The organism is Pedobacter sp. L105 (genome assembly GCF_009765875.1).
Lineage (GTDB): Bacteria > Bacteroidota > Bacteroidia > Sphingobacteriales > Sphingobacteriaceae > Pedobacter.
The window spans coordinates 588,723-612,978 of the sequence record NZ_LMUP01000014.1; the positions used below are offsets into that span (position 1 = coordinate 588,723).

A 24,256-nucleotide genomic window follows, 5' to 3' on the forward strand; every position below is an offset into this window, starting at 1 on the left:
TTTACAACTATCAAAAGATAAAAAGCTCACGCAAGCTTCATAACTGCCAAAAACGCTGCAGGCAGCGAGAAGGCATTAAAAACCGCCACAGGCAGTTGGAAGACAATTGAAAAGCAATAAGAGAGAAGACAAAACAATAAATACCAAGATAAAACACATAAGAAACACACAAATAACACATATACACAAATGAAAAAAGTAATCCTTGTTACAGGGGCATCATCAGGCATAGGTTTAGCCTGTGCAAATGCACTTCAGTCCGATGGTCATACTGTTTATGGCTCGAGCCGTAACCTGGCTAACATGAAATCAGTTTCATTTAAGCCGATTGAACTGGATATTACTGATGATACCTCAGTAAAAAATGCAATTGATAAAATTATTAAAGCCGAAGGTAAAATTGATGTATTGGTAAACAATGCAGGCGATGGTATTTCCGGACCTTCTTACGCAACTCCTGTTGAGGTTGCTAAAAAACAATTTGAGGTTAACTTTTTCGGTGTGGTTCGCGTAAGTAATGCCGTGCTTTCAGGAATGATCGAAAATAAAAATGGCTTAATCGTTAACGTGAGTTCCATCGCTGGTTTAATGGGACTGCCTTATGTAGGTTTCTATGTAGCTTCCAAATACGCTGTAGAGGGGTACTCCCAAAGCTTAAGGATGGAACTACGCAGTTCAGGGATCAAAGTGGTATTGCTTAACCTTGGTGATTTCTCTACCGGGTTCACCGGAAGCCGCAGTAAATCTCCATTTACATTAAATGACGCAAAACTAGAGGCCGATTACAATACGGTACTGGCAAAGATAGAAAAGGATGAAACTGCCGGATCAGATCCATCAATGGTGGGTAAAAAAATCAGTAAAATCGTTGCCTCATCAAATCCATCACATCGTTATTTAATAGGAAAATTAGGACAGCTGATTTCTGTGCCTTTGAAACGTATATTGCCTGGTGGTTTATTTGAAAAATCTATCAACGATTATTACAACATCAAATAAATGGAGGAAAAGAATAATAAAAAGACAATATGGGCCTGGTCAATGTTCGACTGGGCGAACCAGTCTTACAACATGGTGATCCTGTCGACCATATTCCCTGCTTATTATGTAGCGGTTACTGCTAATAAGCAAAATGGGGATATCGTTTCTTTTTTCGGTCATCCTTTCGTGAATACTGTACTTTACAACTATGTATTGGGCGCATCTTACCTGATCATCGTTGCCATATTGCCTATATTAACTTCCATTGCCGATTATAAGGGGAATAAAAAATTATACATGCAGCTCTTTACCTGGCTGGGCAGTCTTTCTTGTGCGGGCATGTTCTTTTTTACCATGGATACCTTTAACTTTAGCATGATCTGCTTTGGTCTTGCTTCCATTGGTTATTGCGGGGGCTTTGTATTTTATAACTCTTATCTGCCGCAGATTGCTACTGTAGACCAGCAAGATGCTGTAAGTGCTAAGGGATTTATATACGGCTTCGCCGGATGTATCGTAGTGCAGGTCATCTGTTTTGCTTTTGTGCTGTCTCCGAAAACTTTTGGAATTACCGATGATGCCCTTCCTGCTCGCATCTCATTTTTGATTGTGGCTATCTGGTGGATTGGTTTTTCATTGATCCCTTTTTATCTCCTTCCAAAAGGTAAGCCCAATACAGGAACCCATAAAAGCAATGTATTGACCGGTGGCTTTAAAGAGCTGGCCAAAGTATGGGGGCAGGTAAAAGAAATGCCGCTCATGAAAAGGTTTCTTCCTGCATTTTTCTTCTATTCCGTTGGTGTGCAAACTATTTTGCTGGTCGCAGCAAACTTTGGTGCCAAAGAATTACATATGCCCGAAGAAAGCCTGATTGCGGTGATCCTGATCATTCAGGTAGTTGCCATTATCGGTGCCGCATTAACATCAACTTTATCGGCGAAATTCGGAAACGTGAAAGTGCTGAGTTCCATCGTCTTCATTTGGTCGATCATCTGTGCTGCGGTATATTTTATTGCCAATGCAAATCAGTTTTATGTAGCAGCATCCTTTGTTGGATTAGTGATGGGAGGGGTGCAAACTTTATCCCGCTCAACTTTCTCAAAATTTATCCCGCAGGATATACCCGATACAGCTTCTTATTTTAGTTTTTACGATGTCACAGAAAAACTATCCATCGTTGTAGGGCTTTTTACTTTTGGATTTGTAGAATCCCTGACACATGAAATGCGTGATTCTGCTTTGGTGCTGGATGGCTTTTTTATAATCGGATTTCTGTTATTGGTTTCTTTATTATTTACCGAGAGCCGGTTTAAGTCTGCTGGTTTATCCACGGTAAATGCCAAATAAATAAATGCAGGTGCGTTATTTAAATGCACCTGTTTTTATTTATCTTCCTGCATAAGGATATATTCACCTATTTTAGTTGCAACAGGTTTAAGGATATTGTATTCTGTTTTCCAAAGTACTGCCTCACTGTTATCCTTTACCGGCCTGATGGAACCTAAAAAAATGGAATCACAGAACACCCTGTAATCCAGCCCGTCCTGTGGCATTAAGATCAATAATTTCCTGGGTTTTCCTTTATACTGGTCTTCATAAATAAATTGCTGCATCGGCCAAAGATAAGTTTAATCCTGTGAAAGATGACCGGGCTTTGCAAAGCAGATGTAACATGCAGCTGATTATTAAAAACTCCCCTGTTGGTTTGTTGTTATCCTATCATGAAAGCTATTGTTATCAGTCATCCCGGAGGTCCGGAAGTATTACAATTACAGGAATACCCTAAACCCCAGCCGGGTCCGCTTGAAGTATTAATTGCAGTTCAGGCTGCTGGCCTTAACCGGTCGGATGTTTTACAGCGAAAAGGAGGATATGCCATCCCCGATGATGCCCCGGCTACTATTCCAGGCATTGAAGTAGCCGGAATTATTGAGCAATGCGGAGCTGAAGTTACCCAGTGGAAACAGGGTGATAAAGTGTGTGCCCTGGTAGTTGGCGGTGGGTATGCCGAATATATAGCCGTAAAAGAAGGTCAGTGTTTGCCTGTACCGGAAGGATTTAGTTTTGCGGATGCCGCAGGATTACCTGAAACTACGTTTACTGTATGGTCTAATATTTTCCAGCGGGGTGGCCTCCAGCCCGGTGAGAATTTACTTGTTCACGGAGGTTCCAGTGGTATAGGTATCACCGCAATACAGATCGCTAAAGCAATGGGTGCCAATGTGTTTGTAACTGTTGGCTCAACAGTAAAAGGAGAAACCTGTCTGGAGCTGGGAGCAACTCAATATGTGAACTACAAAACCCAGGATTTTGAGCAGGAGCTGGCTAAGAAAGGAATAGATGTTATCCTGGATATGGTTGGCGGAGAATATTTGACAAAGAATATCAATATCCTGCGTCCTGAGGGCCGGCTGGTGTATATCAATGCTTCTGCCGCCAAGCCGGAGCTGGATATTATTAAGATAATGCAAAAGCGGATCAGCATTACCGGCAGTATGCTTAGAAGCAGGGATTATGCTTTTAAAAAAGCGCTTGCTGAAGAAGTGTTCAAAAATGTATGGCCGATGATCACTTCAGGGAAATACAAATCTGTCATTTACAAAACTTTTCCTTTTGCTGAAGCTGCAGATGCGCATCGGTTAATGGAGAGCAGCGAGCATATCGGCAAGATTATTCTGGTAATGAATTAATCTTCTTCTTCCAGATATATTTTATGAACCAGGAACTTGACCTTGGCTACAGGCATCAGCAGTTCTGAAATATCTTCTGAGCCAATGGGATAGATGGTTTCGTCCGAGTCCATCACCACTGAATCGGGAATCAGCTCGAAGAACTTCACCGGCAGGTCTGTATCCAGTTCAACCAGTTTAATGTATTTTACCCCTTCAGCTTTCCAGTTATCCAGGATCTGTTTGTTGAACTGCTGGTAAGGATTGCTTTCTTCATTTTCCATGCGCTAAAGCTAATAATTTTATAATAAGCGCAGGACTATAACAAAAATATAAGATGAGCGATAAAAGGGACTCATCTTATATTTGATATTTATTGATTATTCAATGATCAATTTACCTTTCATTAAAGCAGAATGCCCTGGAAAGGAGCATACATAATCATAAGTTCCTTTTTCATTGATGGTGAACATTATGGTGTCTGATTCGCCACCACCAATCAGTTTTGTGGTAAAACAAGGTCCGAACAAACTATAAGGATGGTGGTATAGAAACCATAACCCGTAAGCAAAAAAGCTACAGAAGCTAATTGCTTTGTTTTCTAAGGTATTTGGTTAGAATAACAATCATTTGGCCTTCAATTTTGCCTTCAATCTGGTCTGTATTATCATCTACCAGGCGAATATTCTTTACCACAGTACCCAGTTTGGCATTCAATGAAGATCCTTTGACATCCAGTGTTTTAGTCAACACAACGGAATCACCATTCTGCAACAAATTGCCGTTACTGTCTTTATGAAACTCTGCAGGTGCTTCGTCTTCATCTTCCGCACCGGCTTTTGCCCAGGCCAGGGTTTCGTCATCCAGGTACATCATATCCAGGTTGTCTGCTGCCCAGCCTTCGCTGCTGCTTAACCGGTTGAGTAAACGCCATGAAACTACTTGTACACCAGGTACCTCGCTCCACATGCTGGTGGTTAGACAACGCCAGTGATTGGTGTTCATTTCCTCTCTCTTCTCCAATTGCGACAGGCAGTTGTCGCAGATCATGAAACAATTGTCTGCGGTATTTCCTGATTGGGGAAGCACAGCATATAAGGAAAGACTTTCCTCCGATTGGCATAATTCACACTTATTTTCACCTCTTTGAAGCAGTTGTTGTTCCAGTACCATATTATTTATTAAAATTGAAAGCGCGAAGTTAATTAATTTAGCCATAACGGGTATCTATATTGTGACAAGGCTTTTGAAAAACTAAATTTCACTATATTTAAATTGTACATAATTTTATTTATTCAGTAATTATGAAACCTTTTCTATTAACACTCCTCATTTTCTCAATTTCCCTGCAGTCCCTATGGGCGCAACAAACTCAAAAACCTGCATTACATGGCAGCAGCTGGATGGCCATCACGGGAAAACCCCTAGCCGCAACAGCTGGGGCTATGATTTTTGAAAAAGGGGGAAATGCAGTGGATGCGGCCTGTGCGATGCTGGCAGCAACCTGTACCATGTGGGATACGTTAAGCTGGGGAGGCGAAACACAATTACTGATCTATAATCCTAAAACAAAAAAGGTAATTGCTATCAATGCCATGGGTGTAGCGCCAACCGGTGCCACTCCCGATTTCTTCCGGAAAAAGGGCTATAATTTTCCTCCTGAATATGGCCCCCTGGCTGCAACAACACCCGGTACACCCGGAGGTTTAATTTATGTACTGGCAAATTATGGTACCATGAGCCTGGAGCAGGTACTCGCGCCAGCAATGAAAATGGCAGCGGGTTATCCTATTGAAGCACAGGCTGCCAATACGATTGAACACGATAAAGCTCAGCTTAGTCAATGGCCTTACAGTAAAAAAGTATTTTTTACACATCCGGGAGAAAAAAGGGAAGCTCCTGAAGCAGGAGAAATCTTTGTGCAGAAAGACCTGCTGGTAACGCTCACAAAAATGGTTGAAGCTGAAAGAAAAGCACTAAAAGCAGGAAAAACACGTAAACAAGCTTTGATGGCTGCATACGACCGTTTTTATAAAGGTGATATTGCCCAGGAATTTGTACGCGGATGTCAGGAGCAAGGCGGACTGATCACGATGCAGGACCTGGCCAAATGGAAACCATTGGAAGAAGAACCCCTTCAAATCAATTACAAAGGAATAGATGTTTACAAGCTGAAACAATGGACGCAGGGGCCGGTAATGTTGCAGACACTCAACATCCTGGAAAACTTCGACCTTAAAGGTATGGGGTATAACAGCGCTCAATATATTCATACCGTTTATCAGGCAATGAACCTGGCCTTTGCCGACCGTGATTTTTATTATGGAGATCCTTATGCCAATTCCATGGAGCCGATGAAAGGTTTGTTAAGTAAGGAATATGCCAAACAAAGGGCAAAACTGATACAATACAAGAAAAACGATCCTAATATTGGTCCGGGTGATCCTTATCCGTTTGAAGGAAAGAAAAATCCTTATATCAACCTGCTTAAAACCAGGGGGTATGAACTGGATACCACGAAACGCAATTTTGCACCTAAGCACGATCTGGTGAACAACACTCCCGATGCACTTTACCAGGAAAGACTTTGGTTAGGCACTACGTCTGTTGAGGCGGCCGACAAAGAAGGCTGGGTAGTATCGGTTACGCCAAGCGGCGGATGGTTGCCGGCCTGTATTGCAGGTAGTACCGGTGTGGGGATGAGCCAGCGGATGCAAAGTTTTGTGCTCGATTCCGCAATCAATCCTTTTAATGTTGTTGCACCCGGAAAAAGGCCAAGAGTAACCTTGTCGCCATCTATGGCTCTAAAAGATGGAAAGCCCTATTTATCATCTGCTGTTCAGGGTGGGGATACACAAGACCAGAATCTTTTGCAGTTCTTTTTAAATATGACTGAATTTGGGATGAATGTTCAACAGGCTACCGAGGCAGCAAACTTTAATACCAATCAGCTCTGGCTTTCACTCGGGGGTACGCAAACAGCCGACCGTGAACCTAAACCCGGACAGATCTTATTAAATAGCAATACCAAAGAGGCAGTACGGGATGAACTGAAAAAAATGGGTTATAAATTAAGCTTTGGCGACCGCACCAGCGGGCCTATCAATGCCATTTATTTCGACTGGAAACATGGCAGCCTTTGGGGCGGTTCCAGTAACCATGGCGAAGATTATGGAATAGGGTGGTAAACTATTTTTTTTGGTTAAATGCCGGCAGGATATACTTTTTAATTAGTTCATCTGAAGATGATTGTGAGTTAAAACTGCCTCCGGTAATTACAGTAACCATATGCTGATCTTCCCAGAGGTAGATCTTTTGTCCGCCGTTGCCCTGGGCAGCTTTGCCGTAGTACCTTACGCCATCAGCATCTAAATGTTTAAGCCACCATAAGTAACCGTAATCAACACCCTGCACTACGGCATGTTTTTCGAGGGATTGCGAGACCCAACCGGCAGACACCAATTGCTGGCCGTTCCAATTACCTTTGTTAAGATAGAGCAGGCCAAATTTAGCCATCTCCCTTGGGGTTAGATAAAGCTGGCAGAACGTTTCTGCACTCGATTTATCCGGCTTAAAATGCCATTTAAATTTTTTAATTCCCATAGGGTTAAATAGTGTTTGGCTGGCGAAATCAGGTAAGGCCTGATGCGTGGTTTTCTCAATGATCCGTCCCAGGATTACCGGATTGCCCGAAGAGTACATGCCTTTGACATGCAGCGTGTCAATCATAGGTAGGTCTAATGTATATTTTACCCAGTCGTCCGTATAACCCATGTCAACTTCATTTCCTGCTGCTTTGGGATTAGTGATGTCATAATCAAGGCCATTTTGATTACTCAGAAGATGTTCAAGGGTAATCTTCTTTTTAGCTTCGGACATATTTTTGAAGGTATATTCAGGAAAATAGGAAAGCACAGTCTCACTTTTGCTTTTGATAAAGCCCTTGTCAATAGCAATACCTGTCAGCGCAGATACAAAGCTTTTTGTAGCGGACCGCAGTTCCTGCAAACTGTCTTTAGTATACTCATAAAAGTATTCCTCAAACACCAGTTTACCATCTTTAATGATTAAAATACTGTGCACATTAGGGTAGTCACCCTTAATGATCTTGTGCATCATTTGGCTTAACAAAGCAGTATCTAAGCCCGACTGATTGATGCTCCCAATTTGAATTTGATCTTTAAGGTCTTTTGGCTGCTGATATTTGTAATGAAAATTTTTAGCTGAGGCTAACCTTGGATACCAGATCGACTGAGGAAAAAAAACATGTTTGTCCAGTAACTGATAACTTTTATTTTCTAAAGTATAACCTGTAATATGATGCGTTTTATCCCTGAAAAACTGGATCTTTTGATTGCCCATATTCAAAAAAAGGTCTTTACCGGAAGGCTTTAGCCTATACCTGCTTTCGTTAATAATAGCATACAACAAAGTATCGGTTGGCGAAGCTGCAATCTTAAGTGTAGTGTGATTGATATACTCGTAATGACCTTCGTATTCTTTTAACTGTTGGTAAGTAACTGGATAACGTTGTTGCGAAAATCCTGAAAGGGTTAATAAGGAAAGAATTAAGGACAGGTATATTTTTTGCATATAGAGAGGGTTAAGAGCATAAAAGCTTGTATTTCCAAAATCGTCTGTTCAATTAATGATGGAAATAAATAATCTGCAAAAGCAATTTATACAATTTGATTGGTTTTTCCATCTATTTTTATCATTGAGTATTTAATGAAGGTTATATTTTAATTTAAGCAAATTGTGGATCATGGGTAGGGCAATAAGTTAATTTTTGTTAAATTATTATTGATCTTAAGGAAAATTAAAACATTAAAGTATCTTTATTATTAATTAATAAAGAGCGATGAAATCCTTAAAATTACTTTCCGTATTCCTATTTTCGATAAGCGCATTACAAGCCCAGCAAGTTAAATTTTCAGACTTAAAACCAGAAGCCGGGAAAACTGTCAGTTTTACTTATGATCCGAAGGGAACAGCATTGGAAAATTCTCAAAGCATCAAGTGTGATGTCTTTTTATTTGATTCAAAATCGGCAGGAGTTATAGTTTCACCGAGAAGCTTGATTATTTCTTTACTAAAAGATGGGAGCATTTATAAGGCAACTGTTCCTACTAATGATAGTACCAGTTTGATAGCGCTCTACTTTTACTCGGGCAGTAAAAGTGATAACAACCCAGATGGCTATTATACCCCGTTATATCATCATGGGAAATTGAATGCCGTAACTTATGCTAATGAAGCTTATTTATTGACAAGTTTTGTGCAATACACTTTTGGAACGAAACCAGACCTTCAAAAGGCACAGGTAGCTTATGAACAGGCATTTATATTAGATCCTTCTTTAGAAGACAAATTGTTGTTCGATTATTTAGTGATACGGTATCGGCTAGACAAAACAGTGGGCAGTAAACTGATGATGGAGTATATTGGGCAGATCTCCGGCAGCAGATCTGTAAATAAATTGGCTCTAACGAAGCCTATCACTAGCGACAATCCGACAAATGACAAAGATGCATCCCTGGTAATCCCAAAAAAAATGAGTGAAAACGATTTATCCAACACTATTAAATTATACCGGATTTTGGGGGAAATTGATTCGGCAGATGCCGCAAAAAATAGGCTGTTGAAATATTATCCGACAGGTTCGACTGCACTTCGTATGGCAGCCGATTCGCTTCATTTAGAAAATAACGCTACGGTATTTGAAGAAAAGCTGAATGCCATTATCGCAAAATATAAGCTCGATGTAAACAATGATAAGGATGCCTTTCATATCTTTTTTACCTACCTCTGGCTTGCCGACCTGTATGCTAAGGAAGGAAATAAAGAAAAGTTTGATTTCTATGCCAACAGAATCAAAAACAGAGTTACACGCGCCAGTATTTATAATTCCTCCGCTATTTTATTCGCACAAAAAAATGAAGATGTTGCTTACGCTGCAGAACTTTCAAAAAAATCTATCGATTTAATTGCCGACGTCAAAAGTGACCCTTTACCTAATTATACTACTCCGGATAAGTATGCTGAAAAACTGGATAACGATGCTGGAACGTATGCTGATACTTATGCATCGCTTCTTTATAAGTTAGGGAAATACAAAGACGCAGTAGCTTATGAAGAACAGGCATTCGCCTTCACTAAAGATGATGATATAAATATGCATATCAGGTATCAGACCTATTTGGAAAAAAATGGACAGTTTGAAAAAGCTTTAACAGAAGATGAAATTATCATAAAAAATGGCAGCGGCACAGATTCCATCAGAAATGATTTAAAAGGGTTATATACCAGGTTGGATAAAAAGGGAGACTATAAAGTGTATTTGTCTAAACTGGAATCGGAAGGGGCAGTGCACGAAAGGGAAAACTGGCGTAGCAAAATGATAAATATTCCTGCTCCAGCCTTCTCGCTAATGAATTTAAAAGGCCAAAAAATCAGTTTGTCAGATTATAAAGGTAAGATCGTTATTCTGGACTATTGGGCTATATGGTGTGGTCCATGTAAATCTACTTTTCCCGGAATGCAAAAAGCAATCAATAAGTATAAGGATAATCCTAACGTTGTTTTTTTATTTATCAATACCCTGCAGCGTGATGATTTTAGAGTAAAGACTGTCAAAGATTATATGAACAGTACAAAATATACCTTTAACGTATTGCTGGATGTCCAAAGTAAAAAGCAGGGTGGACAATTTGAAGTAGTCGGTCAGTATAAGGTAACCGCCCTCCCTACCAAAATTATCATTGACGGCAAGGGAAATATCAGGTTTAAAATGACTGGTGCATCCGACAATGATGATGAAATTGTCAAAGAATTAGACACGATGATCTCATTGGCATCCAGCTAAAGATCAGACAACAATTGATAGTTTAACATCTCTTTGACTGATAGTATTATAAACGAATTATTCGTTATGAAATCTTTAAAATTACTCTCCATACTGCTTGTTTCAACCGTAACCATACAAGCCCAGCAAGTTAAATTCTCAGAGCTGAAACAAGAAGCCGGGAAAAACGTCAGTTTTACTTATGATCCGAAGGGAACAGCATTGGAAAATACCAAAAACATTAAGTGTGAGGTTTTTTTATTTGATTCAAAGTCTCCAAGGGTTGAGGGGTCGCCAAAAACTTTAATTATTTCCTTAGTTAAAGGTGCTGCACTTTATAATGCGACTGTTCCTACTACAGATAGCACAAGTTTGATTGCGCTCTACTTTTATAAGGATAGTCTAAATGACAGCAACCCACATAGCTACTATACCAAATTATATCATCATGGCACATTAAATGCCTCCGCATATGCTAATGAGGGGTATTTACTAACCAGATTTGGAGAATATACTTTCGGAACAAAACCAGACCTTGAAAAGGGATTAGCAGATTATGAACAGGCATTTATTTTAGATCCGGCGTTAAAAAAAGAGATGCTTTACGATTATTTACTAATGAGTCACAGGCTGGACAAAACAGCAGGAATTAAGTTAATTTCTGAATACATTGAGCAGATCCCGGGCGGTAGTCCGGCAGGTAAACCAGCACTTATAAAGCGGATCACAAACGACAATCCGACAAACGACAAAGGTGCATCCCTGGCGATTTCAGAAAAAATTGGTGAAAGTAATGGACTAAATGCCCACAATGAGTATATAATTAAGGATAAGGCGGTAAGTGAAAAGGATATGACTACGGTCTTTAATTTATATCATATGGTAGGGGAAAAGGATTCAGCAGATGCTGAAAAAAGCAGAATATTTAAATATTATCCTACAGGCCGCCTGGCTCTTGCTATGGCGGAGGATTCACTCAATTTTGAAAAGAACGCGGCCATATTTGAAGGGAAACTGAATACATTGATCGCTAAATTTAAGTTGGATGAAAATAATAAGGCTGATGAACGTCACATCGTTCACCTATATCCCAGGCTTGCTGACCTTTATGCTAAAGATAGAAACACAGAAAAATTTGAGTTTTACGCCAGCAGAATCACTGATCAACTTACACAGGCAAGTACTTATAACTCTTTCGCCTCGATACTGTTAGATAAAAATGAAGATACTGCCTATGCTGCAGAAATCTCTAAAAAATCAATTGATTTGATTGTTGCGGCTAAAAGCGAAGCTACGCCAAATTATTATACTTCCGATAGGTATATGGAAAAACTAAATAATTATCATGCTACATATGCGGGTAACTATGCGTTTTCACTTTATAAGTTGGGGAGATATAAAGAAGCTGTAGCTTATGAAGAACAAGCATTCGCTTTAACTAAAAATGCAGACATAGATATGCATAGGAGTTATCACGATTATTTAGAAAAAGCTGATCAGCTGGAAAAAGCCTTAGCTGAAGATGAAATGATAATTAAAAATGGTGGTAGTACAGATTCTACCAGAAACGATTTAAAAATATTATATGCCAAACTGGGTAAGAAAGGAAACTACAATGAGTATTTGTCTAGACTGGAATCTGCCGGTGCTGTGCACGAGAAGGAAGTATGGCGTAATAAAATGGTCAATATTCCAGCACCCGCTTTTACTTTAGTGAATTTAAAAGGCCAAAAAATCAGTTTGTCAGATTACAAAGGTAAGATCGTTATTCTTGATTATTGGGCTACCTGGTGCGGGCCTTGTAAAGCATCCTTTCCGGGAATGCAAAATGCAGTGAACAAGTACAAGGACAACCCTAACATTGTTTTTTTATTTATTGACACTTTTGAGCGTGATGCCCTACGGGAAAAGGCAGTTAAGGATTATTTAAATACCACGAAATATTCTTTTAATGTACTACTGGATACACAGAACAAAAGGGACGCAACTGATTTTGATGTGGCTGATCAGTATAAGGTAACCGCCATCCCTACCAAAATTATCATTGACGGTAAGGGAAATATCAGGTTTAAAATGACTGGTGCATCCGACAATGATGATGAAATTGTCAGAGAAATTGACACGATGATCTCATTGGCATCCAGCTAAAGATCAAAACATTAGTGGTCTTTACCAGGCACGTTTCAGCTTGCTAACGACTGATAAAAGCTTAACATTTTTTAACTAGGCCTTGCCCGATAACAGCTTCATTTTCATCTCAATCCTGCAGGTTTCGTCTTCGCAATTGTCGAATGTGAAATCGATCATCTCCCCGTAAAGCAAGCTGTAATCGGTTCCATACTGTTCAAGGTCGGCAAACAGCTGTCCTTCCGCTTTTTTATCGTAAATGATGGTCATCATCAATAGATCTTCTTTGATCAGTAACTTCAGGCTCAGTTGAGCAGGGTTTTCAGGAATAACCTTACAGAAAATCTCCAATATGTTCACCAACACCAGAGGAACAACAAATTTGTCTTTTACGTCTCCGCTGATCTCCAGTTCTGCAATCAGGTTATTGTTCTGGCTGTTAAAAGTGATAAATTCAATAAATGTTTGCAAGGCCGCAATTTCTTCCTGCAAAGGTGTTTGCGTTTGTTTACCACGATATAAGCGGTAACGCAGCAATTCAGAAAAAGTAATGATAGATTGTGGTGTATAGGGCTGCTCATCAGCAGCTGTTTTTTTTAGTTGTTTGAGGGAACGTAGAATGAAATCAGGGCTGATATTTGTTTTCAATAAATCGAGTTTTACCAATTCTATTTCTTTTTTTTCCTCTTCTAACTCAGAAAAAAGGCTGTTTTCCTCGTTCTTCTCCATAAAGAAAAGCAGCATCGTAAAAAAGAGAAAATTGAAAACATAACCTGAAACTATACGCAGGTAATTTTTCCAGAAGCCCATGTCCATACCTTCCCCCGCATATTCTGATAAGCGTAGATATCGTTTATCAAAATATACATTACTTATTGTAAGTACAAGGAAAGAAACGGTCAGTAAAATCCAGAACTGCAGGTTTTTGTTTCTCTTAAAAAAATAGGGGATTAGAAAAAGACAGTACAGGTAATAGAATATGAATATGAAAATATTGGACATCACAAAATGGTTCAGGAGCACTCCAGGTGTTATGGGTACTGCCACGCGGGTGAGCGTACCTATAACCAGTACCCAAGTCCAATAGGCCACATGTGCTATCCAGCGGTAATTCGAAAAATAAACCCACCTGGTCCTTTTATTAATTTCCTGTTGTATAAACGAATTCATCATTAAAAATTAACCCTTAAATCTACTCCAAACCTGTCTTTTTGATCTGTGATCACCAATTTATGTTTACCGGGATACAGAATTTCCAGGCGCCGCCTTACATTTTTCAATCCAATGCCCCCATTATATTCAATATTAGGCTGCAGAACCGATGTCAACAATGGTTTACTGTTTTGCAGTTCAAAATGCAGCGACTGCTGATAGACAGTCACCTTCATATCGATCCATGAATTACCATAAGTAGTTTTAGTGCCATGCTTAAAAGCATTTTCCAGAAAATTGATCAGGAGCAGGGGGGCAATATGCTGATTGCCAACTTCACCCTTTATCGCCACTGTCACCACACATTGTTCTTCACGGTGCCTTAGTTTTTCCAGATCGATATAACTATTGGTGAAAGTAAATTCATCGGCCAGGGGAACAAGATCTGCCTTGCATTCGTATAACATGTAATGCAGCAAAGATTCCAGTCGTTCTATAATCACCGGGGTTTGTTTTGATTTCTTCAGGCTAAGGGCATAAATGTTATTCAGGGTATTAAACAGGAAATGAGGATTAATCTGAGACTTTAGGAAACTGCTTTCGAGTGCTATTTTTTCTGTTTTAAACTTGATCAGCATTTGCAGCTCACGTTGGCGGATAAATATATCCTGGAAGTAATAAAAAGCAATAAAAAAGGCGAAAAAACAGGCGAACATAAAACCCTGGTTTTTCATTATTCCGTAAAAAGTACCGTCGGGCTGACGGTGTATGGAAGGGAAGTTATGGGCAATAAGTGCAACCAGGGAAATATGGGCCAGGTCCCAGAATATAACGAGTCCAATTAGGGTCAGCCAGAAATAAAATTGGTTAGCTGATTTGTAAAGGGGGATTAAAAATAGTAAAAATGAATAACAAAGGAAAAATAGACAGGATAACCGTACGGCATAAGAATATACCAAAAAATTAGGTGGATATAATCCTGCTTTGCTTAGGCTTTGTACACTGCTGTAATATAAAATCAGGACGATCGACCAGTAAGCCGTATGAAGAACCCATCCATAACCTTTAAATATCGCTTTAATTTGTGTATTGAGTTGAGATCCGTTCAAATTTTCTGGCTGTTAATGGCTGTTGAACAAATATAATAGAAATACTATACCGATAACCCCTGCAACTAATAAAATAAAGAAAAAATGAAAAGGGAAAATCTGGTGTGGTTCATTCAATTCCAATTAGCCTGACCTCTATTTGCAGCATGTTACCTGCTAAAATTGAAGGGTGCGGAACCGTATCATTTATGGTCAATTATGCCTTAACAGCACCTGGAATCGATAATCTATATCTGGCGGATGGCGGGGTTTCCAAAGCACAATTTTAACGTTATTTCGCAATAACAAAATTGCTAAAGTAGACCATCGCATCTGCATCATAGCTATAAGGGGCACTGATGTAAAAATACTTCAGTGTATCCTTATTGAACATGCGGGTATCTACCAGTTTTGATTTATTGATATACACACGCATATTTTCACCTTCTACAGCTATGGCTACATGTAAGAGTCCATTGGCATAATTGTTCAGCGGGAATGACAGCGGATTGTTTATTTTGGTTGCACTGCTGGAATTGGTCACTTCCTTATTCCAAAAATGAAGCTGGGTAGCGGTTATTGCATTTTCATTATAGGCATCGGTAACGTATTCCCTGTTAGAGTTGTCACTGCCAAATCCAAATAACATTGCACCAATATCCTTTGCGGCCATACTTCGGGTTACGATATCAAATTCAACAGTAAAATTGCCGGGCATGGGCAGCAGGTTATTTATTCTGTACGTGGTTTTTGGTGCCAGTGCAAGCCATTTGCCGGGTATATCGGAAACAGTATTTATACTGCCGCCGCCACTTGATTTCCAGTGTTTGGGCATACGACCGCTGGTTTCGGTTGAGAAATTATCCGAGAAAATAACGGTATTTCCGGGGGTAAAAGAATACACTTCTTCTATGTGGGGAAGTTTAGCTGAAGTGCTGTTATTGCCGTCGGTGTTTTTGGTGTCCTTGTTACCGTTCATGGTATCGTCCACTTTTTTGTCGACCTTATCCTGCAGTTTTTGCTGCATCTTCTTTAAGAACTGCGCCTGGGTAGAGGGGATGCCAAGCGCAAAGCAAAATATTAAGCTGGTGATAAAAAAACGGTGTCTCATGATCTGTTACGGTTTAATAAATTCTTTCAAATTTACTGCGCACAGCTTCAATAAAAGGGCTTTAGGGCACCCGATTAGTATTTGACCCTATCTGTCTTGAATTTAATGCGATCTGAGCTATAAGCTATTCAGGTAATCCATCAGCCTGATCTTTTTATGTTGAGAAACGGGAACCTGGAGTTCTCCTTCAAGCAGCAGCAGATTGCTTTTTTTCTTAAACGTTTTAATGTATTTCAGGTTTATCAGAAAAGATTGGTGAACTCTGAGAAAGCCCAAGGGACTTAACTGCTGGTCAAATTCTTTCAGCGACTGGGAAACCAGGATGCGCTGGCCGGTTTTTAAAATGAAGAGGGTATAGCTGTTATCAGCTTCAGCAACCAGGATATCATCTACCGGCACCACAAATATATCTTCTACTGTTTTTAATACAATTTTCTTGTCTTCCTTAGCCTGGTGGTCATAATTATGGAAAAATATTTCCAGCTGCTGATGGTAACGCTGGTTGCTAAAATTCTGAACTGCTTTATTCAGTGCCTTGACCAGATCTGCTGGCAGATAGGGCTTCAGAAGAAAGTCGAGCGCACTGAATTTAAATGCCTCCACAGCATAATCTGCAAAAGCGGTGATAAAGATTACGCTAAAACTGGCTGCCGCATCTTCGCTGATCTTTTTTAGCCAGTGTAAACTATTTCCGTCAGGCAGGTTTACATCCAGGATCAGCAGCTTTTGCCGGTGCAGGGCATAAGAATCGTCAGCCTCTGAAAGGTTCTTACAGGAATGGACTTTTAAGCTGGGATAAGCCCTTGATAAAATGTCTTTCATCAGCTCTAATGCCTTGGGGTCATCTTCCAGTAAAAGACAGGAGAACATGCTGGTCGGGGAATGTATCATCAGATCTTAAATTGAAGATGCACAACAGTACCGGTATAAACCGGATCTGCGGTATGCTGATGGGTAACGGACAATTGAATGGCTTTATTTTGCGCTTTGTTAAATTCGATGATGCGCTGGTTCATGATATCCATTCCCATAGAGCGGTGAAGGCTATTACCCGATTGGTTGCTGATTTTTCCATAACCCTTACCATTGTCTTTGATCAACACGTGCAGTACACCGGCATCCTGCTCAAACCGGATCAGGATCTTTCCATCGGGATGGTCTTTAACGCCATGCATAACAGCATTTTCTACAAAAGGCTGCATCAGCATGGCAGGGATTTCAACGGTTTCTGTTTCTATGTGTTGCGCAACTTCTATTTGATAGTTAAAATTGGGCGTATTCCCCAACTGTTGCAGGTGAAGGTAATGTTCGAGTATCTCAATTTCCTCATCCAGAGGGATCATGTCTTTATCAGAATTTTCCAGTATCAAACGGATCAGCCTGCTGAAGCTGTTTAAATATTCCAGGGAATGTTCCTGGTCACGATGATAAATGAATTGCTGTACGCTTTGTAAAGCATTGAAGATGAAATGGGGGTTAAGCTGAAGCAGTAGCAGCTGACGTTTGATCTGCGATTTTTCGAAAGCTTCTTTTACATTGTAATTCTTAACACGCATAAAGATCAGGATAGCAGTCAATACCAGGATCAGGGCAGCGGCGATGGCCAGGTAAGTTTGCTGGCGCAGCTGCTGTTGCTGAAAAGCAGTTACTTTTTCCAGCACATTAATATGGACCTGTTTTTTATCAGTTTCATAGGCAGCAGATAGCGAAGCAACTTTCTGATCGTAATTTAATCTGCTCAGGGAATCACTGATCGTATTGTACAACTCTAATTCTTTTAAAGCCGCAGGCAGATTTCCCAGGGATTTGCTGGCATTGTACAAGTTAAAATAGAGCTGTTTTTTCTCCAGGGCATTGGCTGCGGGAATTGCCGCCTGGAAATTGGCTATTCCTTCTTTGACCTGACCGGTATGGGTAAGGGCATAACCAAGGTTGTTTAAGGTGATCACAGATAGGGGCTGCTTCAGTTGCTCACGCAAGGCCAGGCTTTTCCTGCAGGCTGCGATTGCTTTTTCCCATTCTTTTTCTTTGATAAAATAATTGCCCAGGTTGGTTTGCAGGATGGCCTCAATGGGCAGGTTATGCAGCTTTTGGGCCAGTTGAAGTGCTGTGGTAAAACTATTCAGCGCCTGTTGTTTTTCGCCGAGTTCTGCATATATGCCTGTGAGGTTGGACAGGGTTTTTAACCGGTCGGGGTTTTCAGTGGTATTGATTGCCAAAGCTTTTAAAAAATAGGCTTTACCTTTAGGGAGGTCTTTTATGATCGCATACAGGCTGCCTATATTGGTGTAAATCCTGCTGAGTTCAAGGGGAGGGGTTTTTGTATCTAAATAGTCAAGCGCAATAAAATACTGCTTCAGAGCCTGATCAAAATTTCTCTGGGTTAACAGTATGTTTCCCAGTCTGCTATATGCTTTTACCAGAAGGGGCTTATTGTGTGAGGACCTGCCTTTTAGAATGATCCCATTAAGCCTAGCGGTGGCGGTTTCAAAATCCTTAGCCTTTAGAAGACTATCTATAGTTATAAGCTCGGGGGATTCTGCCGGCACAGCACTTTTAGGTTGTGCGCTGAGCGAAGAACAGATCAATAGGAGAAAGACAAATTGTATAATCTTTGAGAACATTTTTGTTGTTATGTAACTCAAACTTAATCTAAAATCATTGATCATCAAAATCTGATTCTGATGATCAATGGTTTTATTTATCTCCTGGTGGGCAATGATTTTATTATACCGTAAGGTCGCCTTCAATAGAATCATCAAGGGTTTTGCCAATTACGGCCCCAACCAGCATTTTTATCCCTGCAATGGCATTTCCATGTTTGTTATCCCAATAGTAGCCGTCAAAAGGGCTTACCTGTATCACAGCGATACGCGGGTCGTTTTCGCCTTCGGTAAACCAGGTCTTTAAAATGGGCTGCCATAATTCTTTAATCTTTGCCGGATCTGCTGACAGTGTGGCTTCACCTTCCAAATAAAGAAAGTCTGAATGTGCAGATCCCTGGAAGTATAATTTTACTTCGTTATTGGACTGTACATCTTCATAAGTATGGCTGTCGTTGGCAACAAGGAACCAAAGGTTTCCCTGATCATCTACCTGTTGTATGCTCATTGGTCTTGTGCCTCTGGAAGGGCCGGATGATGCCTGAGTGGAGAAAAAACAAGTATTTGCGATACCAGCCAGCTCTTTGATTTTTTTAATGGCCGATATATTGTCCAGGTCCTGGTGATTTTGTTCTTCCTGATTTTGATTGATGCTATTCATAGGTTTTTGGTTTTTGAATTAACACTACAATCCGCCTGTATTTTTGTTTAAATATTCGGCAAAAAAGCTTCAATCTAGCACGGTGTTTGATAAAGGATCTCATATCAAACCCAAATCATGAGAAAGTTAAAATATATAATGATGCTGTCAGCTCTGGCATTAATTATACAGTCCTGTGCCACATTAATTAATACAGGCGGAAATAGTACAACAGTTGTAGATCAAAATGCGGGGAATGATAGTTTAAAAGAAGACCTTGATCTGGTAGGCAGTTCCAATACAGCAGGAACATTTAGATACGGTGCCATTCAGGGGTCCACACCAATTGAAGGAACACCCAATACTACAGGGCCAAGTCCCGACCCGGGATATATGCCTGATGGTACCAGGATTGTAGCGAAGAAATCCAAATCCGTTGCCAATAAAGATTTTATTCAATGGTTCATTGTTGAAACAGCACTCAATGGAAGAACTGAGGAAGCGCTGAGTCAGATCGCTTTGTCCAGGACTAAAAATGAAGCCGTTAAAAATTATGCATCCACGATTATCAAAGATCATACAATAGCAGCAACCGACCTGGAATCCCTCGCTGCCTCAAAAAATGTAAAGTTGCCAGAGGTAGATCCTTCTACTGTTGCCGCTGCTAATTCTCCATGGAGAGGCCATAATCCTTCTTCTCCCTTAAACCTGAATGAAAAGATCAGTAAGCTGACACATATTCCTGACGACCAGTTCGATAAAACTTATGTTTCACTTATCACGAGTGATGCTCAGGATGCAGTGAATTTTTTCCAGCAGGGGTCAAGCGATGGCGATAAGGCGATTAAAGCCTATGTGAAAAAATATTTGCCGGTACTCAAATCGCGTGTAAAAAATGCACCGTCTTTGAGCACCAAATAAGCGTGTTATTGATTTTTCATTGGTATAATGAGGTAATCTCGGCTACATGGGGTTGATTTAAGACCTGTATAAAGATGATACGATTTCCTTCAGTAATCCTGTAGTAATTTGCTCTTTTAAAAGGTTATACGTTAAAACAATTGCAACGTAACAGATTCCTGGTTTCCTGAAGCCGTATCTGGTTTGGTGCTTACCGGCAACTGATGTTTGCTGATCCATGATCTGTAATCTCCAACTTTAACCGGCTCTTTCAGTAGTTCTGCAGCAAAGTGCATCAGGGTAATCCTGTTTTCGATCACCTGCCTGTATTTGATAAACAAACTTTGTACCTGTTGCTGTACCTTATTTTTGGGTTTAACCCTGATGTTTTTATTCAGCGGATTTAACAGCAGCATGGTGATTTCCTTTTTAAAGTAAACCAAAGCAGAATCTATCCTGTCCTGCAATGCCTGCTGTTCTTTGAAACCACTTTCTTTATGTAATTTTTTCACCTGCATCTGGAAACGGTCGGCCAAAGTGATCAGGTCTGTAACCGACTTGTTGAGCTGGGTAAATAAGGACTTATATTCCGGCAGGTTAAGCTTCACCACTTCAGGATGGGAAACAATAACCTCCAGTCCGCTGAGCATGCGGGTCAATGTAAAATGGTCCAGCACCAGCTGAAGGATATATTTCTCCTGTTCGGCAACCAGTATGCTGTCCAGTTCCTCTTCATCCGCAGGTTTCATGTAACTGATCACTTCGGCGTTAGAGCGTAGACTTTCTGTACTGATCTTTGATTTTAAGATAAGCCCGCTTAATGTTCTCACGCGGCTTAAAGCCACATAAACCTGTCCGGCGATAAATGACTTTCCTGCATCAATGATGGCACTATCAAAAGTTAAACCCTGGCTTTTGTGGATGGTTACTGCCCAGGCCAGTTTAATCGGATATTGGGAAAATTCACCTACCTGCTGCTGTACGATGGCTTCATCCTGGTCCGTTTTATACTCAAAAGACTGCCAGGAAGATTTCTCCAGCTGCAGGTCGTCTTCCCCGGGAAAAGAAATGCAGATCTCTCCGTTTATAATAGACTTTACTTTTCCGATCTTTCCGTTGTAGAACTTGCGGTCTTCTCCGGTATCGTTCTTAATGAACATAATCTGCGCACCTTCTTTCAATTTTAATACCTGCTCTGCCATCATGCCTGCTTCCCTGAATTCTCCGTTCACCTCTCCGGTAAACGTATATTCTGTACCGGGAATTTCATCCAGCTTCTGCTTGTTGATCGCATTGGCTTCGGCATTATGTGAGGTAATGATAATTGGGTTTAATTCATCCGAGGCACTAAAAAGCGGATCATATCTTTCATTTAACAGAGCTAGTGCATCGGTGCTGATCTGGTTATTTCTGATCGAATTTAAAATATTGATAAACTCCGGCTCTGTCTGGCGGAAAACGGTAGTCAGTTCTATTTGCAGAAGCGGGTTCCTGCGGATCACATGGGCCTCAAAAAAATAAGGGGAAGCATAGGCTTTGCTTAAAAATGCCCAATCTTCTCTTTTAGCTACCGGAGGGAGCTGGTACAGGTCGCCGATGAGTAATAGTTGCACACCGCCAAAAGGTTCATTGTTTTTTCTTACGGAACGGAGTATGGCATCGATAACGTCCATCAGGTCACAGCGCACCATAGAAACCTCATCGATCACCAGCAGTTTGAGTTCCCGCAGCAGACTGAGCTTTTCCCTGTTGTAACTCAGGTCTGAAACCACCGATTGGATAGATACAATGCCCGACTGTAAATTCTCCAAACTGATATCTCCCGGAAAAAAAGAACCTGTAGGCAGTTGGAAAAAAGAGTTAATGGTAGTGCCTTTGGCGTTCATCGCAGCCACACCGGTAGGGGCTACGACTACCATTTTCTTGGAACTCTTTTCTTTGATCTGTCTCAATAAAGTTGTTTTTCCCGTTCCGGCCTTTCCGGTGAGAAAAATATTCTGATTGGTATAGTCAATAAAAGATAAGATCTTATCGAAAATTGTAGTTGCAGTACCGCCATTGCCCATAACGCAAATTTAAAGGATTTTTATGGGGATAAAACCATTGTTGAAATCTATTCATGATCATAAAAATCAAAGGAATCCGCAACCCTTTGATATAAAACCTATATTCACACAAATAATGGACTTGGGTGTTGATACTAGTGAAACTCAAGTCGGATACAACAATACCGGCTTTGGATACTTTTAAACCGACAGCTCACCTTAGCTTTGTGTTATCATTTAATAAAACAATACATCATGGAAGAAAATAAGAAAGTCTGGTTTGTTACCGGGGCATCAAAAGGAATGGGACTGTCCTTAGTGAAATCATTACTATCTAAGGGATATAAAGTAGCTGCTACATCAAGAAATATAGCCGACCTCACTGCAAAGGTTACGGAATTTACCGAACATTTTTTACCTCTTAAAGTGGATCTTACTTCTGATGAGAGCGTGAAGGAAGCTGTAAAACAAACAGTAGATAAATTTGGAAAATTGGATGTTATAGTGAACAATGCAGGTTATGCTTTGGTGGGCAGTTTTGAAGAACTAACCGATAAAGAATTTCGCCAGGCACTGGATGTGAACTTGTTTGGAACAGTGAACGTAATCAGATCGGCAATGCCTTATTTGAGAAAACAAAGATCAGGGCATATCATCAATATTTCTTCTGCCGGTGGATATGTAGCGTTGGCAAATGTAGGTAGTTATGCGGCTTCAAAGTTTGCCCTTGTTGGCATTACCGAAGCGCTTGCCCTGGAAGTAAAATCCTTTGGTGTAAAAGCCACTGTGCTGCTGCCGGGTTCTTTCAGGACCAATTTCCTGGAAGAGGGATCACTGAGCTCCGGCGATCACCGTATTGAAGAATACGGAAGCGACAAAACGCTGGAAGGAATGAGCGTAAGGGCAGGAACACAGCCTGGAGATCCCGATAAGCTGGTTACGGAGGTGATCAGGCTGGGGGAAAACGAAAATCCACCGGTACATTTAATATTGGGGCCGGATAGTTACAAATGGATCACGGACAAAAAGGCGGCGGATATAGCGGAATTTGAGGCTTATAAAGAAATTACCCTGTCTACCAACTTTGATTAAGATAATTGTAAAACAGGAAGAGTAATCATCTTCCTGTTTTTTACGCTACAGCAGATGAAACCTGAAACTCCTTATCTCATTAACTCTATCTCCGAACACCACCGAATATTGGGGCTGGAAAAACCGAAACATCCCCTGATCAGTGTGGTGAATTATGGAGATATCAAATCCTATACTGACGAACGGCTAAAGCTGAAATCGTATAATTTTTATACGGTGAGCATTAAAAAAGGCTTTGTTGGGAAGATGAAATATGGGCAGCAATATTACGACTTTGATGAGGGCGTAATGGTATTTCTTTCCCCTAAACAAGTGATTGCGGCTGAATTAAGTGAAACCATTAAACTTTCTGGCTGGTCGTTGCTGATTCATCCTGATTTTATACAACCTTACGCACTGTCGAAAAAGATAAAGGAATATGGTTTCTTTTCTTATGCCGTAAATGAAGCTTTACATTTATCACCGGAAGAGGAGGAAATGGTAGAAACCACGATGAAAAATATCCGCCTGGAATATGATAAACCGATCGATCATTATAGTCAGGATATTATCGTATCTCAGATTGAACTGCTGCTCAACTATTGTAACCGGTTTTATAACAGGCAGTTTATTACCCGTAAAAAGGTAAATAACGATCTGCTGGTCCAGCTGGAAGATATTTTGTCAGACTATTTTGACAAAGGAAAAGTGAAAGAATTGGGTTTGCCCACGGTTCAGGACATCTCGGCACAGCTGCATATTTCACCTACCTACCTAAGCGATATGTTAAGGTCTGTTACAGGCAGGAATGCGCAGCAGCATATCACCGATAAGTTAATGGAAAGAGCTAAGGAATTGTTAAGCACTACCTCTCTGTCTATTAGTGAGATCGCCTATCAGCTGGGTTATGGATATCCGCAGTCCTTTAATAAGCTGTTTAAAAATAAAACAAACTTATCCCCACTGGAATTCAGGGCTTCATTCAATTAAAAGATTTTTATTGAATGCTTGTGTAAAAGAAAGCC

Annotated in this window: 22 protein-coding genes; 10 read left to right on the forward strand and 12 right to left on the reverse strand. The window is 40.4% G+C overall.

The window, feature by feature from the left end; genetic code table 11:
* The first annotated feature begins 189 nt into the window (after positions 1-189).
* Complete coding sequence (locus tag GSQ84_RS25725) at positions 190-999, forward strand: SDR family oxidoreductase (RefSeq protein WP_158800227.1); 810 nt, start codon at positions 190-192, stop codon at positions 997-999.
* A complete protein-coding gene (locus GSQ84_RS25730; RefSeq protein ID WP_158800228.1) occupies positions 1,000-2,328 on the forward strand; it encodes an MFS transporter in 1,329 nt (442 codons plus the stop codon). It abuts the gene before it with no gap.
* A 35-nt stretch (positions 2,329-2,363) separates the two neighbouring features.
* Here GSQ84_RS25730 and GSQ84_RS25735 read toward each other — a convergent pair whose 3' ends face one another.
* Positions 2,364-2,594, reverse strand: a complete 231-nt coding sequence (locus GSQ84_RS25735; RefSeq protein ID WP_158800229.1) for a hypothetical protein — start codon at positions 2,592-2,594, stop codon at positions 2,364-2,366.
* Between the two features lie 108 nt (positions 2,595-2,702).
* Here GSQ84_RS25735 and GSQ84_RS25740 point away from each other — a divergent pair, with 108 nt between their 5' ends.
* A complete protein-coding gene (locus GSQ84_RS25740; protein WP_158800230.1) occupies positions 2,703-3,671 on the forward strand; it encodes an NAD(P)H-quinone oxidoreductase in 969 nt (322 codons plus the stop codon).
* On the opposite strand, the gene GSQ84_RS25745 is transcribed toward GSQ84_RS25740, so the two are convergent.
* The 3 genes from GSQ84_RS25745 to GSQ84_RS25755 all read right to left on the reverse strand — a co-directional run bounded on the left by GSQ84_RS25745 (position 3,668) and on the right by GSQ84_RS25755 (position 4,868).
* On the reverse strand, positions 3,668-3,934 hold the full coding sequence (locus tag GSQ84_RS25745) for a hypothetical protein (protein WP_158800231.1): 267 nt from the start codon (positions 3,932-3,934) through the stop codon (positions 3,668-3,670). The two genes, GSQ84_RS25740 and GSQ84_RS25745, sit on opposite strands and share 4 nt — an antisense overlap.
* 96 nt (positions 3,935-4,030) lie before the next feature.
* Positions 4,031-4,180 carry a plastocyanin/azurin family copper-binding protein gene (locus tag GSQ84_RS28240; RefSeq protein ID WP_256377550.1) on the reverse strand — a complete coding sequence of 50 codons (150 nt, stop codon included), beginning with the start codon at positions 4,178-4,180 and terminating at the stop codon, positions 4,031-4,033.
* Between the two features lie 55 nt (positions 4,181-4,235).
* A complete protein-coding gene (locus GSQ84_RS25755; RefSeq protein ID WP_254070989.1) occupies positions 4,236-4,868 on the reverse strand; it encodes an alkylphosphonate utilization protein in 633 nt (210 codons plus the stop codon).
* A gap of 86 nt (positions 4,869-4,954) precedes the next feature.
* On the opposite strand from GSQ84_RS25755, the gene GSQ84_RS25760 reads away from it, so the two are divergent.
* The gene (locus tag GSQ84_RS25760; RefSeq protein ID WP_158800232.1) at positions 4,955-6,838 is read left to right on the forward strand and encodes a gamma-glutamyltransferase family protein; all 1,884 of its coding nucleotides are present in this window, start codon (positions 4,955-4,957) and stop codon (positions 6,836-6,838) included.
* A gap of 1 nt (position 6,839) precedes the next feature.
* On the opposite strand, the gene GSQ84_RS25765 is transcribed toward GSQ84_RS25760, so the two are convergent.
* Positions 6,840-8,243, reverse strand: coding sequence for a serine hydrolase (locus GSQ84_RS25765; RefSeq protein ID WP_158800233.1), 1,404 nt, complete (start codon positions 8,241-8,243; stop codon positions 6,840-6,842).
* Positions 8,244-8,511: 268 nt separating this feature from the next.
* On the opposite strand from GSQ84_RS25765, the gene GSQ84_RS25770 reads away from it, so the two are divergent.
* Both GSQ84_RS25770 and GSQ84_RS25775 read left to right on the forward strand, forming a co-directional pair.
* Complete coding sequence (locus GSQ84_RS25770; RefSeq protein WP_158800234.1) at positions 8,512-10,515, forward strand: TlpA disulfide reductase family protein; 2,004 nt, start codon at positions 8,512-8,514, stop codon at positions 10,513-10,515.
* 66 nt (positions 10,516-10,581) lie between these two features.
* Positions 10,582-12,642 carry a TlpA disulfide reductase family protein gene (locus tag GSQ84_RS25775; protein ID WP_158800235.1) on the forward strand — a complete coding sequence of 687 codons (2,061 nt, stop codon included), beginning with the start codon at positions 10,582-10,584 and terminating at the stop codon, positions 12,640-12,642.
* Positions 12,643-12,717: 75 nt separating this feature from the next.
* Here the strand turns inward: GSQ84_RS25775 and GSQ84_RS25780 are convergent, their stop codons facing one another.
* Both GSQ84_RS25780 and GSQ84_RS25785 read right to left on the reverse strand, forming a co-directional pair.
* On the reverse strand, positions 12,718-13,794 hold the full coding sequence (locus GSQ84_RS25780) for a histidine kinase (protein WP_158800236.1): 1,077 nt from the start codon (positions 13,792-13,794) through the stop codon (positions 12,718-12,720).
* Entirely contained in the window at positions 13,794-14,882 is a 1,089-nt protein-coding gene (locus tag GSQ84_RS25785) for a sensor histidine kinase (RefSeq protein WP_158800237.1), read from the reverse strand. The genes GSQ84_RS25780 and GSQ84_RS25785 overlap by 1 nt, the downstream gene beginning before the upstream one ends.
* A gap of 146 nt (positions 14,883-15,028) precedes the next feature.
* Between GSQ84_RS25785 and GSQ84_RS28245 the strand changes: the two genes are divergently transcribed.
* Positions 15,029-15,151, forward strand: coding sequence for a hypothetical protein (locus tag GSQ84_RS28245; RefSeq protein WP_256377551.1), 123 nt, complete (start codon positions 15,029-15,031; stop codon positions 15,149-15,151).
* Positions 15,152-15,153: 2 nt separating this feature from the next.
* Here the strand turns inward: GSQ84_RS28245 and GSQ84_RS25790 are convergent, their stop codons facing one another.
* From GSQ84_RS25790 to GSQ84_RS25805, 4 genes are all read right to left on the reverse strand, one after another.
* On the reverse strand, positions 15,154-15,972 hold the full coding sequence (locus GSQ84_RS25790) for a hypothetical protein (RefSeq protein WP_254070990.1): 819 nt from the start codon (positions 15,970-15,972) through the stop codon (positions 15,154-15,156).
* A gap of 117 nt (positions 15,973-16,089) precedes the next feature.
* On the reverse strand, positions 16,090-16,863 hold the full coding sequence (locus GSQ84_RS25795) for a LytTR family DNA-binding domain-containing protein (protein WP_158800238.1): 774 nt from the start codon (positions 16,861-16,863) through the stop codon (positions 16,090-16,092).
* On the reverse strand, positions 16,863-18,596 hold the full coding sequence (locus GSQ84_RS25800) for a tetratricopeptide repeat protein (RefSeq protein WP_158800239.1): 1,734 nt from the start codon (positions 18,594-18,596) through the stop codon (positions 16,863-16,865). Before GSQ84_RS25800 ends, GSQ84_RS25795 begins: the two co-directional genes overlap by 1 nt.
* Before the next feature lie 103 nt (positions 18,597-18,699).
* On the reverse strand, positions 18,700-19,236 hold the full coding sequence (locus GSQ84_RS25805; RefSeq protein ID WP_158800240.1) for a pyridoxamine 5'-phosphate oxidase family protein: 537 nt from the start codon (positions 19,234-19,236) through the stop codon (positions 18,700-18,702).
* Positions 19,237-19,353: 117 nt separating this feature from the next.
* Between GSQ84_RS25805 and GSQ84_RS25810 the strand changes: the two genes are divergently transcribed.
* Positions 19,354-20,136: a DUF4142 domain-containing protein gene (locus GSQ84_RS25810; RefSeq protein ID WP_158800241.1), complete on the forward strand. Its 783-nt coding sequence runs from the start codon at positions 19,354-19,356 to the stop codon at positions 20,134-20,136.
* A 131-nt stretch (positions 20,137-20,267) separates the two neighbouring features.
* On the opposite strand, the gene GSQ84_RS25815 is transcribed toward GSQ84_RS25810, so the two are convergent.
* A complete protein-coding gene (locus GSQ84_RS25815; RefSeq protein ID WP_158800242.1) occupies positions 20,268-22,181 on the reverse strand; it encodes an ATP-dependent RecD-like DNA helicase in 1,914 nt (637 codons plus the stop codon).
* A gap of 234 nt (positions 22,182-22,415) precedes the next feature.
* Between GSQ84_RS25815 and GSQ84_RS25820 the strand changes: the two genes are divergently transcribed.
* Complete coding sequence (locus tag GSQ84_RS25820; protein ID WP_158800243.1) at positions 22,416-23,252, forward strand: SDR family oxidoreductase; 837 nt, start codon at positions 22,416-22,418, stop codon at positions 23,250-23,252.
* Between the two features lie 54 nt (positions 23,253-23,306).
* A complete protein-coding gene (locus tag GSQ84_RS25825; RefSeq protein ID WP_158800244.1) occupies positions 23,307-24,221 on the forward strand; it encodes an AraC family transcriptional regulator in 915 nt (304 codons plus the stop codon).
* Positions 24,222-24,256 lie beyond the last annotated feature (35 nt).

What these genes read in the sequence shown, in the direction of transcription:
- GSQ84_RS25725 (WP_158800227.1), top strand. Translation starts at nt 190, where the DNA reads ATGAAAAAAGTAATCCTTGTTACAGGGGCATCATCAGGCATAGGTTTA.
- GSQ84_RS25730 (WP_158800228.1), top strand. Translation starts at nt 1,000, where the DNA reads ATGGAGGAAAAGAATAATAAAAAGACAATATGGGCCTGGTCAATGTTC.
- GSQ84_RS25735 (WP_158800229.1), bottom strand. Translation starts at nt 2,594, where the DNA reads ATGCAGCAATTTATTTATGAAGACCAGTATAAAGGAAAACCCAGGAAA.
- GSQ84_RS25740 (WP_158800230.1), top strand. Translation starts at nt 2,703, where the DNA reads ATGAAAGCTATTGTTATCAGTCATCCCGGAGGTCCGGAAGTATTACAA.
- GSQ84_RS25745 (WP_158800231.1), bottom strand. Translation starts at nt 3,934, where the DNA reads ATGGAAAATGAAGAAAGCAATCCTTACCAGCAGTTCAACAAACAGATC.
- GSQ84_RS25755 (WP_254070989.1), bottom strand. Translation starts at nt 4,868, where the DNA reads ATGGCTAAATTAATTAACTTCGCGCTTTCAATTTTAATAAATAATATG.
- GSQ84_RS25760 (WP_158800232.1), top strand. Translation starts at nt 4,955, where the DNA reads ATGAAACCTTTTCTATTAACACTCCTCATTTTCTCAATTTCCCTGCAG.
- GSQ84_RS25765 (WP_158800233.1), bottom strand. Translation starts at nt 8,243, where the DNA reads ATGCAAAAAATATACCTGTCCTTAATTCTTTCCTTATTAACCCTTTCA.
- GSQ84_RS25770 (WP_158800234.1), top strand. Translation starts at nt 8,512, where the DNA reads ATGAAATCCTTAAAATTACTTTCCGTATTCCTATTTTCGATAAGCGCA.
- GSQ84_RS25775 (WP_158800235.1), top strand. Translation starts at nt 10,582, where the DNA reads ATGAAATCTTTAAAATTACTCTCCATACTGCTTGTTTCAACCGTAACC.
- GSQ84_RS25780 (WP_158800236.1), bottom strand. Translation starts at nt 13,794, where the DNA reads ATGATGAATTCGTTTATACAACAGGAAATTAATAAAAGGACCAGGTGG.
- GSQ84_RS28245 (WP_256377551.1), top strand. Translation starts at nt 15,029, where the DNA reads ATGTTACCTGCTAAAATTGAAGGGTGCGGAACCGTATCATTTATGGTC.
- GSQ84_RS25790 (WP_254070990.1), bottom strand. Translation starts at nt 15,972, where the DNA reads ATGAGACACCGTTTTTTTATCACCAGCTTAATATTTTGCTTTGCGCTT.
- GSQ84_RS25795 (WP_158800238.1), bottom strand. Translation starts at nt 16,863, where the DNA reads ATGATACATTCCCCGACCAGCATGTTCTCCTGTCTTTTACTGGAAGAT.
- GSQ84_RS25800 (WP_158800239.1), bottom strand. Translation starts at nt 18,596, where the DNA reads ATGTTCTCAAAGATTATACAATTTGTCTTTCTCCTATTGATCTGTTCT.
- GSQ84_RS25805 (WP_158800240.1), bottom strand. Translation starts at nt 19,236, where the DNA reads ATGAATAGCATCAATCAAAATCAGGAAGAACAAAATCACCAGGACCTG.
- GSQ84_RS25810 (WP_158800241.1), top strand. Translation starts at nt 19,354, where the DNA reads ATGAGAAAGTTAAAATATATAATGATGCTGTCAGCTCTGGCATTAATT.
- GSQ84_RS25815 (WP_158800242.1), bottom strand. Translation starts at nt 22,181, where the DNA reads ATGGGCAATGGCGGTACTGCAACTACAATTTTCGATAAGATCTTATCT.
- GSQ84_RS25820 (WP_158800243.1), top strand. Translation starts at nt 22,416, where the DNA reads ATGGAAGAAAATAAGAAAGTCTGGTTTGTTACCGGGGCATCAAAAGGA.
- GSQ84_RS25825 (WP_158800244.1), top strand. Translation starts at nt 23,307, where the DNA reads ATGAAACCTGAAACTCCTTATCTCATTAACTCTATCTCCGAACACCAC.